Consider the following 13,089-nt stretch of genomic DNA (forward strand, 5'->3'; position numbering starts at 1 on the left):
ATACGCCGTTAAGAGGCGCTCAGTACTCGCTCCGGAAGACGGTCGGAACCGGGCCGGGGTTGCGTGCTCGGCACCGGCTGCCCGGCCCGCGGCCGCGTGGACCGCCACAGCCGTACGAAGGACAGCACGGCGGCGGCCGTCAGCAGCCCGTTCCGGGACAGCATCAGCAGGCACCCGGCCCAACTGCCGTCGATCACCTCGCGGTAGTGCATCGGGAACGCCACCGTGCTCAGCGCGGACGCGAGCAGGACCAGCACCGCCACCGGCCGCTGGCCGGTGTGGCGCGAGGTCAGGCACACGGCGGCCAGCCCGATCAGCCAGATCATGTACTGGGGGCTGATGACCCGGCTGGTGACCGTGAACAGCAGCACCGCGCTCAGCGCCGCGTCGTACGGCGTCGCCTCGTTCCAGCGGCGCGCCCGCACCCGCCACAGCACCAGCAGCCCGAAGGAGACCGCCGTCAGCGCCAGCGAGGCGGTGGCGACGGCGTGCACGTGGGGGCCGGTCATCTCCATGGCGCCGTACTGGTAGCGGGCCCGGCCCGGCCAGCCGAAGTGCCGGGCCAGGTTGAGCGCCGTACCGCCGAGCGACTCGATCTGCACGCCCCGGCCGCCCTGCTCCCGCAGGAAGGACAGCGGATGCGTGAAGAGGGCCGCGAGCACGGCCAGGCACGCGGCCCCGGCCCACGTCGCCCACGCCCACGCCGTGCGCGTCGGCCGGCCCCGGGGCGTGCCCAGCAGCACCAGCGCCGGCCACACCTTCACCAGCGCGCCGAGCGCCCCGAGCACACCGCCCGCGCGCGGGGAGCGCGCCGAGGCCAGCAGGGACAGCACGGCCAGGGCGGTGACCTGCACGTCGTACCGGGCGAGCGGCATGTGCAGCAGCAGCGGCAGACCGCCCGTCCACAGCGCCGCGCCGAGCGGGCTCCGCCCGGGCCGGGTGCCCGCGCGGAGCAGCGCGAGCGCGGTCAGCGCGTCCACGGCCAGGGTGAGCGCCACGAACGCCTCGAAGTAGGTCAGGCCCGGCAGCAGGCCCGGCGCCAGCAGCACCGCGCCCGCGCCCGGCGGGTACTGCCACAGCGTGTCGTGCACCGGGAAGGAACCGTGCGCGAGGACGCCGTACCAGCGGAAGTACAGCCGCCACACCTCACGGGTCACCGAACCGCCGCCCAGCAGCGGGGCGCCGCCGTGGACGAGCAGCCACAGCATCAGGGCGCGGGTGGCGAGCCACAGGGCGGTGAGGGTGAGGACCGGGCCGGGGGTGACACGGAGGCGGTTCATCACATGGGAGCCTAAGCGGTACGGATGGTGTATTCATGTTGATACGCCGTCAAAGACCGCAAATATTGGCTAATCGCAAGAGATCGGGCCAGGGTGAACGTCGGGCTTCCTGCGAAACCGCAGTCGCGTCGGGCGGCTGGAACGACCACGGACGTACCGACAGGTGCAACGAGCCACCCCCCGCACGGGACACTCGGGCCCACCCGGCTCCACCGGGCCGCCGTCGTGGGCGTGCCCGCGCTGGTGATGCTCGCGCTCGGGCTCTGGGGCCTGGACCGGGGCGGCATGTGGCGCGACGAGGCCGTCAGCTTCCAGGTCGGGCGGCGTACGGTGCCGCGGATCTGGCTCCTGCTGCACGACGTGGACGCGGTGCACGGCCTGTACTACCTGCTGCTGCGGCCGGTCCTCGCGGTCCATCCCGGCGAGGTCGCCCTGCGGCTGCCGTCGGTGTGCGCGGCGACCCTCACGGCGGGCCTGGTGGCCGCCCTCGGCGCCCGGCTGGCCCGGCCGCGGGTCGGCCTGTGGGCCGGGCTGCTCTACGCCGTCGCGCCGATGGCCGGCCACTACGCGCAGGAGGGCCGCTCCTACGCCCTGGTCGCGGCCGGCGCCACCGCGGCGACCCTGCTGTTCGTCCGGGCCGTGCGGTGCAGGTCGTGGTGGCCGTACGGCGCGGTCCTCGCACTCACCTGCTGGCTGCACGAGTTCGCGGTGCTGCTGCTCCTCGCCCACGCGGTGTCGCTGGCACTGGCGCGGACCGGGGCGCGGGTGTGGCGGGGGTGGGCCAGCGCGGCGGCGGCGGTCGTGGTCGCGCTGGTGCCGATGGTGGTGGTCTCGCGGGGGCAGTCGGCGCAGGTGGCCTGGTTGCGCACGCCTACGGCGGACACAGCGGAAAGGTTGCTGCGCAGGTTCCTGGGGCCGACGGACGAGGTGTTCTGGGTGTGTCTGGCGCTGGCCGTGGTGGGGCTGGTCGGCTTGGTCGGGCGGCGGGGGGAACCGACGTGTGCCGGAGTGGCGCTGCCGCTGGTGGTGGTGCCGCCGGCGGTGCTGATGCTGGCGTCCCAGTTCTCGCCGCTGTACGTCGACCGGTACGTGCTCTACGCGCTGTCGGGGGCGCCGCTGCTGGTGGCGTCGGGGGCCGAGCGGGTGGCGGGCGCGGTGGGACGGTGGCCGCTCACGCAGTTCCCCGCGGTCCCCCTCACCGGCGTCCTCGCCGTCGCCCTCTCCCTCCTCCACCAGTTCCCGCTCCTGCGGCAGGACCGCGACCCGGGCAGCCGGCCGGATGATCTCGGTGCCGTCTCCCGCGCGGTCGCGCGCGGAGTGGAGCCGGGCGATCCCGTGCTGTTCGTGCCGGCGTCGGCGCGGAACGTGGCGCTCACCTACCCGGGGGCGTTCCGGGGGACCCGGGACGTGGCGCTCGTGGCGGGGGCCGCCGGGTCCGGGACGCTGTACGGGAGGGAGGCCGGACCGGCGGAGGTGCGGCGCAGGCTGGCGCGGGTGGAGCGGGTGTGGGTCGTGGCGGACCGCAAGCTGCTCACCGGCCGCGGGGCACCGGGCGGTCCCGTCGAGCGTGCGAAGACCGACGTGCTGGGGCGGGAGTTCCTCTGCCAGGACGAAACCGTACGGGGCCCGGTGACCGTACGGCTGTACGTCCGCCCGGTCATCCCGCTGCTCGCGCCTCAGCCTCCGCCGCCGCGTCCAGGGCCGTCGTGAGCCGCTCCAGGCGGGCGTGCAGGTCGACGACCTCCGCCAGGTCGAGGCCGGTCGCCGCCATGATCCGCGGGGGCACCTCCAGGGCCCGCTCGCGCAGCGCCGTGCCCTCCTCGGTGAGGTGGACCCGGACCGAGCGCTCGTCCTGCGCGCTGCGCTCGCGCCGCACCAGACCGGCCCCCTCCAGCCGCTTGACGAGGGGGGACAGCGTGCCGGAGTCGAGCCGGAGCTGTTCGCCGAGCTTCTTGACGGGCAGGTCGCCCTGTTCCCACAGGACCAGCATCACGAGGTACTGGGGATAGGTGAGCCCGAGGTCCTTGAGGATCAGGCGGTAGACGCCGTTGAAGGCGCGGGACGCCGCGTGCAGCGAGAAGCAGATCTGGCGGTCCAGTCGCAGCCACTCCGTGTAGGTCATGGCTCCAGGATAGCTCTTGCGGCCCATTTAGTTGTGCGCAACTCAGTTGTGTGCTCTACTAGTGCTCGCAACGAACCGCACACCCCAGAGGGATGGTCTTCATGGACGCGCTCTACACCGCTGTCGCCACCGCCACCCACGGCCGCGAGGGCCGCGCCGTCTCCTCCGACGGCAAGATCGACCTCAAGCTGGCCCCGCCGGTGGAGCTGGGCGGCAACGGCGAGGGCACCAACCCCGAGCAGCTCTTCGCCGCCGGGTACGCCGCCTGCTTCGGCAGCGCCCTCGGACTCGTCGGGCGCCAGGCCAAGGTCGACGTCAGCGACGCGTCCGTCACCGCCGAGGTCGGCATCGGCAAGCAGGGCGAGGGCTTCGGGCTAAAGGTGACCCTGCGCGTCGAGCTGCCCGACACCCTGGACCAGGAGACCGGCCGCAAGCTCGTCGAGAGCGCCCACCAGGTCTGCCCGTACTCCAACGCCACCCGCGGCAACATCGACGTCGACCTGGTCGTCGAGTAGGCACCGCGCACACCTGAGGGGGCCGCCCCGGCCGGGGCGGCCCCCTCACGTGTCCCTGGCGGCCCCGCTACGCCGACGTCAGCGCGTCCGGGGAGGCCGCCTGGCCCGGGATCCGCGGCACGGGGGCGGGCATCGGCTCGCCCAGCAGCAGGGACCGTACGACCCGCTCGGCGGCCCGCCCGTCCTCGTACGCGCAGAACCGGGCACGGAAGTCCGCGCGCAGCCGCGCCGACTCCTCGTCCCGCCACGCGCCCGAGGCGAACAGCCACGCCAGCTCCCGGTAGGAGCGCGCGACATGGCCGGGCGGCTCGGCGGTGATGTCGAGGTAGGTGCCCCGGCTCGCCGTGAACGCGGCCCAGTCGTCGGCGTGCACCACGATCGGCCGGTCCAGGTTGGCGTAGTCGAACATGACGGACGAGTAGTCCGTGACCAGCGCGTCCGCCGCCAGCAGCACGTCCGGCAGCCGCGGTTCGTCGGTCGCGTCCACCACGACCCCGCGCCTGGCCAGCTCCGCGAGGCCCATGCCGCGCGCGTGACCGTTCGCCAGTGACGGGTGCAGCCGGACCACGAGGGTGTGCCCCTCGCCGAGGTCGGCCGCGAACCGGGCGAGGTCGAACCGCTCCACGTACCCGCCGCGACGGTAGTCCCGGCGGGTCGGCGCGTACAGCACGACCGTGTGGTCCGCCGGGATGCCGTGCCGCTCCCGGAAATCGCCGGGACCACCGTTCACCAGCACGTCGTTGCGCGGGCTGCCGGTGCGCACCGAGGTGAAGTGGCAGGGGTAGGCCCGCTCCCAGACCAGCTCGGAGTGGCGGTTGGCGACCAGGCTGTAGTCCCAGCGGTCGGCCCGGCGCAGCATCTGCGGCACGTCGAAGCCGAGCCGGGCGCCCGGCTTGTCCAGCAGGTCGGCGCCCAGGTGCTTCAGCGGGGTGCCCTGATGGGTGTGGATGTGCACGCTGCCGGGGCGCTTGGCGAGGCCGCCGGGCCAGTTGACGTCGTTGACGAAGAACTTCGCGCGCGCGGTCACCTCCAGGTAGCGCCGGGAGCCGACGATCACGTGCTCGACGTCGGCCGGCAGCCCCGCGGCCGTCTCCGCGTCCCGCACCACCCACACGCCCCGCAGCCCCGGGGCGATCTCCCGGGCGGCGGCGTGGACGGCCGCCGGGTCGCCGAGCACGCCCCGGTGCGAGGACGCCGAGTAGACCACGAGGTTCTCGTCGAGCGGCCGGCGGGCGTGCAGGGCCGTCCAGCCGGTGCGGGCCCGCGCGGCGGCGGCCCGGCGCGCCCGCTCCGCCCGCCGGGCCGCCTCCCGCCCGGCCCGCGCCGCCTGCCGCCTGACCCGGTACCCGGCCCAGGAACCGGTCAGCACGGCGACCTCGCCGTCCACCGGGGCGCCCTGCGGCCGGTGCCCGCGGAACATCTCCGCCGTACGCCGGAAGAACTCGGCCTTGTCGGCGGGCGGCAGCCGGTCCGGCTTGGCCAGGATGTCCAGGCAGTGCTCGCCCATCTTGCGGTGCAGGTACGGCCGCCAGGCCGCCAGCTCCGGCCGCTCGGCCACGAAGGCGAAGACCCGCTCGTACTGGTCGTGGATGTCGAAGTGCTTGCGGCTGGTGGTGGACAGGATGTTGCCCTGCCGGCGCTGCCGGTAGTTCAGGCAGATCCGGTCCAGGGCGGCGATCCGGCGGGCGCTGAGCATGACCGGGAACGTCCAGGGGGTGTCCTCGTAGTAACCCGGCGGGAACGCGAAGCCGTGCTCCGTGACGAACTCGCGCCGGTAGACCTTGTTCCAGACCACCATCAGCAGGTCGAGGACCTGCGGGTACTCCGAGACGGCGAACGTGCCGGGGGCCTCGGCCAGGACGTGCGCGAGGACGTTGCGCCGGGTGCCGCCCCACCAGTAGGTGCGCGCGTAGTCGAAGACGAGCACGTCCGGGTCCCCGGCCTCGGTGAGCCGGTCGGCGACGGCCCGCAGCGCGCCCGGGGTGAGGGTGTCGTCGCTGTCCAGGAAGAGGAGGTAGTCGCCGGTGGCGTGCGGCATGCCCGCGTTGCGGGCCCGGCCGAGGCCCACGTTCTCCGGCAGGTGCAGCACCGTCACGCGCGGGTCGCGTTCGGCGTACTCGTCCAGGATCGCGCCGCACCCGTCCGGGGAGCAGTCGTCCACGGCGATCAGCTCGAAGTCGCCGAAGGACTGGCCGAGCACCGAGTCCAGGCACTCGCGCAGGAACCCCTGCACCTTGAAACAGGGCACGATCACACTGAAGCGGGGCACGGCGGATCAGCTCCTCACGAGGGTCGCGGCGGCGGGGGCGGGGATGCGCTCCGCGAGCGGGATCACGGCCGGGACCGCCTCCGGCGGCTCGCCGAGCAGCACCCGCCGCACGACCCGTTCGGCGGCCCGCCCGTCGTCGAACTGGCAGAACCGCTCCCGGAACGCGGCCCGCAGCGCCCGGGCCTCCGGGCCGGCGTAGGAGCCGTCGCGGAAGACGGCGGCCAGCTCCTCGGGGGTCCGGGCGACCGGTCCGGGCGGCTCGGCCATCAGGTCGAAGTAGACGCCCCGGGTCTCCCGGTAGACGTCCCAGTCGTCGGCGTACACGACGATCGGCCGGTCCAGGTTGGCGTAGTCGAACATGATGGACGAGTAGTCGGTGACCAGCGCGTCCGCGGCCAGGCACACGTCCTCGGCGGAGCGGTGGGCGGTGACGTCGATGATCCGCCCGGAGCCCCGGACGCCGCCCCGGTCGTAGAAGTAGTGGGCGCGCAGCAGCACGACGACGTCCTCGCCGGCCGCCGCGCAGAACGCCTCCAGGTCCAGGCCGGGCTCGAAGCCGCTGTGGTGGTCGCGGTGGGTCGGCGCGTACAGCACGGCCGTCCTGCCCTCCGGGACGCCCAGCTCCCGCCGGATGCGGGCCACGTCCCGCGCGGTCGCCGTGTAGTAGACGTCGTTGCGCGGATAGCCGTACTCCAGGTGCTCGTAGGAGCCGGGGAAGGCGCGCTCCCACATCTGGGTGGAGTGGCGGTTGGACGACAGGTTGAAGTCCCAGCGGTCGACCCGCCCGAGCAGCTTGGCGAAGCTGCCGGACCGCGCGGCCACCACCGGGTACGTCGACTGGTCCACGCCCATCGTCTTCAGCGGGGTGCCGTGCTGGGTCTGCACGTGCACGCTGCCCGGCCGCTTGACGACGCCCTCGGCGAAGTTGGCGTTGTTGATCAGGTACGTGGCGCGGGCCAGCACCTCCCAGTAGCGGCGGGAGCCGATCACCGCGTACTCGACGTCCCCCGGCACGGCGTGCTCCTGGCCGGCCTCGACCAGGAACACCGAGCGGATGTGCGGGGCGAGTTCCCGGGCCTTGGCGTGGATCGCCGCCGGGTTGCAGGCGTAGCCGCGGCCCCAGTAGGCGCAGTACACCGCGAGGTTCGGGTCGAGCGGGCGGCGCAGGTCGCGGGCGTAGCGCAGCCGGGTGCGTACGCTGTGCGGGCGGGGCAGCCGGCCGGTGGCGCCGCCGGCCGCCCGGTTGGCGCCGCGCAGGGCGCGGAACGCCGTGTACGCGCCCGCCGCCAGCAGCCGGTGCTGCACGCCCAGGCTGCCGCCCGGCACCCGGTGGCCGGCCGGCCGGTGCCGTCGGTAGAGGCGGGCCGCCCGGCGGAAGAACGCCCGGCGCCCGGCGAGCAGCCGCTCCGGCCGGGACGCCGTCTTCAGCACCACGGTGAAGAGCTGGTCGAACAGCGGCCCCGTCCGCTCGGCCGGCAGGGCGCGCTCGGCCGCCCGCGTCAGCACCCGCTCCACCTGGTCCAGCAGGGTGTGCTGGTGCGGCCCGGGCAGATTGAGCCGGCTGCCCTGGCGGCGCACCCGGTGCCGTACGACGGTCCGGCGCAGCACCGCGATCCGCTCGGCGGCGACGGTCACCAGCCCGCCCCAGCCGAGGTCGGTGAAGTGCCCTTCGGGGAAGGCGAGTTCCCGCTCGGCGAGGAAGGCGCGGCGGTAGACGGCGCTCCACGCGGGCAGCTGGACGCCGGTCAGCGCGGGCCGGTCGGCGGGGGCGAAGGCGCCCTTCGGGGCCCCCGCGAGCAGCGGCGCGGCCGGGTTCGTCGGCTCGCCCTCCCACCACGGGGCGCGCTCGTGCTCGGCGTACAGCACGTCCACGCCGGCCGTCTCGGACAGCCGGGCGTCCAGCGCCGCCAGCGCGCCCGGCAGCAGCAGGTCGTCGCCGTCGAGGAACAGCAGGTACGTGCCGGTCGCCGCCCGGATGCCGGCGTTGCGCGCCCCGCTCAGCCCGGCGGACGGCGGCGAGTGCACGGGGGTCACCCGGGAGTCCCGCTCGGCGTACCCGGCGGCGACCTCGGCGGCCGGGGCGTCGGGGGCGTCGCAGACCGGGATCAGTTGCAGGTCGCCGAAGGACTGGCCGAGGACCGAGTCCAGCGCCTGGGACAGCCGGCCGGTGACCCCGTGGGACGGGACGATGATGCTGAAACGGGGCATTCTGTTCTTTCTGTCGTCTTGCGGACGCGGCCGGGCCGTCCCGCCGGACGCCAGGTGGACGGCCGGCTCGGGGTGGGCCGCGTCGAGCCGAGGGGCATGGGAACTCCCGGTATGACCAACGCCGTTCAGCGGCTCTCGGTGACGGGGACGGGGCCGGAAGGTTGCGGCACGGTGGCCAGCGGGGAGCGCGCGCAGGACGACGGGGCCGGAGTACGGTCCGGCGGCGGTACCGCGGGCGGCGGCTCCGTCTCGCCCAGGACCACCCGCCGCACCACCCGCTCGGCGGCGTGCCCGTCGTCCCACGGGCAGAACCGCTCCCGGAACGCCGCCCGGAGCTGAGCCGAGCGCGAGCCGCGCCAGTGCCCGGAGGCGAAGATGTCGATCAGCTCGTCCTCGCTGCGCGCCACCGCGCCCGGCGGGAAGCGGCGCAGGTCGAAGTAGGCGCCACGGCACGCCTCGTACGCCGCCCAGTCCTCGGTGTGCACCACGATCGGCCGGTCCAGGTTCGCGTAGTCGAACAGGACCGGCGCGTAGTCGGTGAGCAGCGCGTCCGAGGCGAGGCACAGCTCCGCCAGGTCCGGGTGGCCCGAGACGTCGATGACCCGGGCGCCCCCGGCGGGCGCGTGGGTGCGGGCCAGGATCACGTAGCGGGGGCCGAGGCGGCGCACGATCCGCTCCAGGTCGAGCAGGGGCTGCTGGGTGCGCCGGTGGTCGCGGTGCGCGGGCGCGTACAGGACGGCGACCGCGCCCTCCGGGACGCCCAGCGACGCCCGCAGCCGGGCCACGTCCGCCGCGGTCGCCCGCTGGAGGACGTCGTTGCGGGGCAGCCCGTACTCCAGCGTGGTGTAGCCGCCCGGCAGGACCCGCTCCCAGGTCAGGGTGGCGTGCCGGTTGCCGGACAGGACGTAGTCCCACTGGTCGACGTCCCGCAGCAGCTCCGCGAAATCCAGGCCGCGGGCCGCCGCCGGGCGCTCCAGCAGGTCCAGGCCCGCGTGCCCGAGGGGGGTGCCCTCCAGGGCCCGCACGACGACCTGCCCGGGCCGCTTGCGCAGCCGCCGCTCGAAGCGGGCGTCGCTGACCAGGTAGCGGGAGCGGGCCAGCGCCGTCCAGTAGGCGGCGGTGCCGGGCGTCAGCCGGCGCGGGCCCGGCGGCACCGCGCCCCCGGGCGTGGCGACCCACGCCGTGCGCAGCCGGGGGGCGTGCGTCCGGAACGCCTCCTCCAGCGCGGCCGGGTCGCCGTACCCCTCCCGGGCGGCGAACACCGCGCGGTCGGACCGCAGCGGCAGCCGCAGCTGGACGCCGTAGTGCAGCCGCAGCGCGCCGGTGCGCAGGGCGCGGGCGAGCCTCAGCGCCGCCCTCGGCACGCGCCGGCGGACGGCCGCGGCCAGCCGCAGCGCCCGGAACGTGCGGTGCAGCCCGAAGCGGACCAGGCCGTGCCGCAGCCGCAGGCGCGTGCCCGGCACGCGGTGGCGGCGGCAGTGGACGCGGGCCCGGCGCAGGAACTCGCCGTGGCTGCCGCGCGGCAGCCGGTCCGGCCTGGTGAACACCACGGCGTAGTGGTCGACCATCCGGCGGTACAACTCGGGGCGCCAGCGTGCCAGTTCGGGCCGCTCCTCGACGTAGGCGAACACCCGGTCGTACTGCTCGAACAGGTCGAAGTGGCTGCGGCTGGTGGTGCCGAGGATGCTGCCCCGCCGGCGCTGCCGGTAGTGCACGCACACCCGGTCCAGGGTGGCGAGCGACTCGGCCGTCAGCAGCACCGGGAAGGTCCAGGGGGTGTCCTCGTAGTAGCCCGGCGGGAACGTGAAGCCGTGCCGGGTGACGAACTCCCGTCGGTACGCCTTGTTCCAGGCCACCATCAGCACCCGCAGCAGCCCCGGCCGGTCCTCCAGCCGGAACGGCGCCGGGCCCTGCTCGGCGAGCTCGGCGGCGAGCTGGTTGCGCACCCGGGTGCCGTCCCAGTAGGTGCGCGCGTAGTCGAAGACCAGCACGTCCGGGTCGCCGGTCTCCTCCAGCCGGTCGGCCACCGCCCGCAGCGCGTCCGGGGTGAGCGTGTCGTCGCCGTCCAGGAAGACCAGGTAGTCGCCGGTGGCCTCGGCGAGCCCCGCGTTCCGGGCCCGCCCCAGCCCCTGGTTGACGGCCAGGTGGACGGGCTTCACGCGCGCGTCCCGGGCCGCGTACTCGTCGATGACCGCGCCGCAGGCGTCGGGTGAGCGGTCGTCCACGGCGATCAGTTCCAGATCGGGGAACGACTGTGAGAGCACCGAGTCCAGGCACTCGGGGAGGTACGCCTGGACCTTGTACGCGGGGACGATGACACTGAACCTGGGCACTGGACATCCATGGGTCGGTCGGCGCGGGCGTTCTGCCCGGGAACGGCCGATGGAGTGACTTGGTTACGGCCCCCTGCGGCATTCGGGCGACAACGGGGGAACGCGAAGGGGCGGGCCGCGGGCGGCCCGCCCCGAGATGTCCCGCCCCGGCTACTTGACCGCGCCCGCCATCACCCCGGACACGAACTGCCGCTGGAACGCGAAGAACACGGCCAGCGGGATCACCATCGAGATGAACGCGCCGGGCGCCAGCACGTCGATGTTGTTGCCGAACTGCCGTACCTGCGTCTGCAACGCCACCGTGATCGGCTGGGTGCCCGACTTGGTGAACACCAGCGCCACCAGCATGTCGTTCCACACCCACAGGAACTGGAAGATGCCGAGGCTCGCGATGGCCGGCCCGCCGAGCGGCATCACCACCCGTGCGAACAGCCGGAGTTCGCCGGCGCCGTCCAGCCGGGCCGCCTCCAGCAGCTCGCGCGGGATCTCCGCGAAGAAGTTCCGCAGCAGGAACACCGCGAACGGCAGGCCGAAGCCGGTGTGGAACAGGATCACCCCGAGGATCGTCCCGAACAGCCCGAGCTTGCCGAACAGTTCGGCGATCGGGATGAGCGCCACCTGCACGGGCACCACCAGCAGGCTCACCACGCCCAGGAACCACCAGTCCCGGCCCGGGAACTCCATCCACGCGAACGCGTACCCGGCCAGCGCCCCGATCACCACGACCAGGACGGTCGCCGGAACCGTGATCAGCACCGTGTTCACCAGGGAGTGGGTGATGTCGGGGTTCTCCAGCAGCTTCCGGTAGCTGTCCACGGTGAGCTGGGACGGCTCGGTGAACACCGTCCACCAGCCGCCGGCGCTCATGTCCTGCGGGGTGCGCAGCGAGGAGACGAGCAGGCCGATGGTCGGCACCAGCCAGAACAGGCCCACGAGGACGAGGACCACGCGGACCAGTCCGCCGCCCAGCCGTTCCGTGATCCGGGAGGCGACCGACTGCCTGGCCTTCACCGTCCCGACCGGATCGGCCTTCCCGATGCGTCCGGCGGTCGCCGTCATCGCCGCACCTCCCGCCTGAGCCGACGAATGTTGAACAGCATCACCGGGATCACCAGCAGCAGCAGGAACACCGAGATCGCGCTCGCGATGCCCGGCTGGCTCTCCGCGAAGCCCTTGCGGTAGAGCTCCAGCGCCAGCACGTTCGCGTCGTCCTGGGAGGAGCCCGGCGCGATGATGAACACCAGGTCGAACACCTTCAGCACGTTGATCATCAGCGTGACGACGACGACCGCCAGCACCGGTGCCAGCAACGGCACGGTGACCTTGCGGAACACCTGCCACTCGGTGGCGCCGTCCACCCGTGCCGCCTCCAGCAGTTCCCGGGGCACGCCCGCGAGCCCGGCCGCGATCAGCACCATCGCGAAGCCCGCCCACATCCACACGTACGACCCGATGATCGCCGGGGTGACCAGCGCCGGGCCGAGCCAGTCGACCCCGTTGTACGGCTCCTTGAAGTTGCTCGCGGGCAACCGGAGCAGAGCCCCGTCGGCCGCCGCGGGCAGGGTGAAGGTGCCGTCGCCGGACGCCTTCGTCGAGGCGACCACACGGCCGTCCTTCACCGCCTCGATCCGCATCCCGGCGTAGCCCACCTCGGACGCGTCGGGCGCGCCGAGCTTGCCGACGCCCTTGCCGCGGGTGAAGTCCTGCCAGGTGGTGCCGGTGACCTTCCCCGGCTCGGGCCGCGCGGCCGCCGCCTTCTTCGCGTCGCCCGGCAACCGGTCCGGGGCGACGCCGACGAGCGGCAGGGCGACCGGCTGCCCGGCGTGCACGGCGGTCTTGGTGACGAAGCCCCCGCCCTGGGCCACGAGCGGCGACTCGCGGCCCGGGTGCGCCTTCGGGAACGCCGACGACTGCGCGAACGTGTCGTGCACGCCGACCCACACCGCGTTCGCGACGCCCTTGTCCGGGTCCTGGTCGTACACGAGCCGGAAGATGATCCCGGCGGCCAGCATGGAGATCGCCATCGGCATGAAGACGACCAGCTTGAACGCCGTTCCCCAGCGCACCCGTTCGGTCAGCACCGCGAAGACCAGGCCGAGCGCGGTGGAGACCGTCGGCGCGAACACCACCCACAGGACGTTGTTCTTCAGCGCGGTGCGGATACCGTCGTCGGTGAAGAGGGTCTTGTAGTTGTCGAAGCCGACGAAGCCGTCACCGGAGGCGTTGGAGAAACTGCGGACGAGCGAGTACCCGATCGGGTAGACCACGAGCGCGCCCAGCAGCACCAGCGCGGGCAGCAGGAACAGCGCCGCCACGGTCCTGCGGGTGCCGGTCACGCTCTTGCGACTGCGGGGCGCGGCGG

The 13,089-nt window shown here is 73.9% G+C and carries 9 protein-coding genes; 2 read left to right on the plus strand and 7 right to left on the minus strand.

Annotation, left to right across the window (positions count from 1 at the left end; translation table 11 throughout):
- Positions 1 to 8 precede the first annotated feature (8 nt).
- Complete coding sequence (locus tag AB0947_RS35160) at positions 9 to 1,280, minus strand: glycosyltransferase 87 family protein (RefSeq protein WP_366754438.1); 1,272 nt, start codon at positions 1,278 to 1,280, stop codon at positions 9 to 11.
- A gap of 231 nt (positions 1,281 to 1,511) precedes the next feature.
- On the opposite strand from AB0947_RS35160, the gene AB0947_RS35165 reads away from it, so the two are divergent.
- The gene (locus tag AB0947_RS35165; protein ID WP_366754439.1) at positions 1,512 to 2,990 is read left to right on the plus strand and encodes a glycosyltransferase family 39 protein; all 1,479 of its coding nucleotides are present in this window, start codon (positions 1,512 to 1,514) and stop codon (positions 2,988 to 2,990) included.
- Here the strand turns inward: AB0947_RS35165 and AB0947_RS35170 are convergent.
- On the minus strand, positions 2,938 to 3,402 hold the full coding sequence (locus AB0947_RS35170; protein WP_366754440.1) for a MarR family transcriptional regulator: 465 nt from the start codon (positions 3,400 to 3,402) through the stop codon (positions 2,938 to 2,940). The two genes, AB0947_RS35165 and AB0947_RS35170, sit on opposite strands and share 53 nt — an antisense overlap.
- 101 nt (positions 3,403 to 3,503) lie before the next feature.
- On the opposite strand from AB0947_RS35170, the gene AB0947_RS35175 reads away from it, so the two are divergent.
- Entirely contained in the window at positions 3,504 to 3,917 is a 414-nt protein-coding gene (locus AB0947_RS35175; RefSeq protein ID WP_366754441.1) for an organic hydroperoxide resistance protein, read from the plus strand.
- Between the two features lie 67 nt (positions 3,918 to 3,984).
- Here AB0947_RS35175 and AB0947_RS35180 read toward each other — a convergent pair whose 3' ends face one another.
- The 5 genes from AB0947_RS35180 to AB0947_RS35200 all read right to left on the minus strand — a co-directional run bounded on the left by AB0947_RS35180 (position 3,985) and on the right by AB0947_RS35200 (position 13,063).
- Complete coding sequence (locus AB0947_RS35180; RefSeq protein WP_366754442.1) at positions 3,985 to 6,186, minus strand: CDP-glycerol glycerophosphotransferase family protein; 2,202 nt, start codon at positions 6,184 to 6,186, stop codon at positions 3,985 to 3,987.
- Between the two features lie 6 nt (positions 6,187 to 6,192).
- Complete coding sequence (locus AB0947_RS35185) at positions 6,193 to 8,394, minus strand: CDP-glycerol glycerophosphotransferase family protein (protein WP_366754443.1); 2,202 nt, start codon at positions 8,392 to 8,394, stop codon at positions 6,193 to 6,195.
- Positions 8,395 to 8,519: 125 nt separating this feature from the next.
- Positions 8,520 to 10,727 carry a bifunctional glycosyltransferase family 2 protein/CDP-glycerol:glycerophosphate glycerophosphotransferase gene (locus AB0947_RS35190; RefSeq protein WP_366754444.1) on the minus strand — a complete coding sequence of 736 codons (2,208 nt, stop codon included), beginning with the start codon at positions 10,725 to 10,727 and terminating at the stop codon, positions 8,520 to 8,522.
- Positions 10,728 to 10,877: 150 nt separating this feature from the next.
- Positions 10,878 to 11,786 (minus strand): carbohydrate ABC transporter permease, encoded by a 909-nt coding sequence (locus AB0947_RS35195; protein ID WP_366754445.1) that lies wholly within the window; start codon positions 11,784 to 11,786, stop codon positions 10,878 to 10,880.
- Entirely contained in the window at positions 11,783 to 13,063 is a 1,281-nt protein-coding gene (locus tag AB0947_RS35200; RefSeq protein ID WP_366754475.1) for a sugar ABC transporter permease, read from the minus strand. The genes AB0947_RS35195 and AB0947_RS35200 overlap by 4 nt, the downstream gene beginning before the upstream one ends.
- Positions 13,064 to 13,089: the final 26 nt, after the last annotated feature.

This window comes from Streptomyces sp. NPDC047841 (assembly GCF_040704085.1).
Lineage (GTDB): Bacteria > Actinomycetota > Actinomycetes > Streptomycetales > Streptomycetaceae > Streptomyces > Streptomyces argyrophylli.